This window comes from Tamlana crocina (assembly GCF_012037625.1).
The window spans coordinates 1-445 of the sequence record NZ_JAAVJS010000249.1 but is presented as its reverse complement, the minus strand read 5'-3'; the positions used below and the strand labels follow the sequence as shown (position 1 = coordinate 445).

General features: G+C 34.6%; 1 protein-coding gene. It reads left to right on the top strand.

Annotated features, from left to right (window positions below; all coding sequences use genetic code 11):
• Positions 1–146 precede the first annotated feature (146 nt).
• Positions 147–380: a hypothetical protein gene (locus HC176_RS16560; RefSeq protein WP_167920103.1), complete on the top strand. Its 234-nt coding sequence runs from the start codon at positions 147–149 to the stop codon at positions 378–380.
• Positions 381–445: the final 65 nt, after the last annotated feature.

The following is a 445-nucleotide window of genomic DNA, read 5'->3' as shown; positions in this document are numbered from 1 at the left end:
TCTATTTTATCTCCCGCTATGAGATCATATTAATTTCCCAAATCTATAAAAAACAATTGTCGTAAATAGAAATCTCCAAAGCCCCTATAACATTACACCTCCGATTATTTTGTATTATCTTTGATCAAAGCATAAATAGTTGATGTATGGAAAATATTCAAAAGCTTAGAAATAAGATTATTGATCGTGTCATGATTAGTAGCAACAGCCAACTATTAGAAGCAATCGAAAAAATTCTAAGTGCTACTGAAGGTGAAGAGGAAATTGCTCTTTCCTCAGAGCAGATAGAAATGCTGTTGATGAGCGAAAGCGATATCGAGAACAACAGATTGATTTCTGAAGAAGATCTTGAAAAGCAGGATGAAGAATGGCTGAAGTAAAAGTCTTGTGGACCCTAACTGCCACTAAGCAGCGTGCGTAAATTTTAAGGTATTGGAATGAAAGA

Excerpts from the sequence above, each read along its gene's own strand:
- HC176_RS16560 (WP_167920103.1), top strand. The coding sequence starts at position 147 with ATGGAAAATATTCAAAAGCTTAGAAATAAGATTATTGATCGTGTCATG.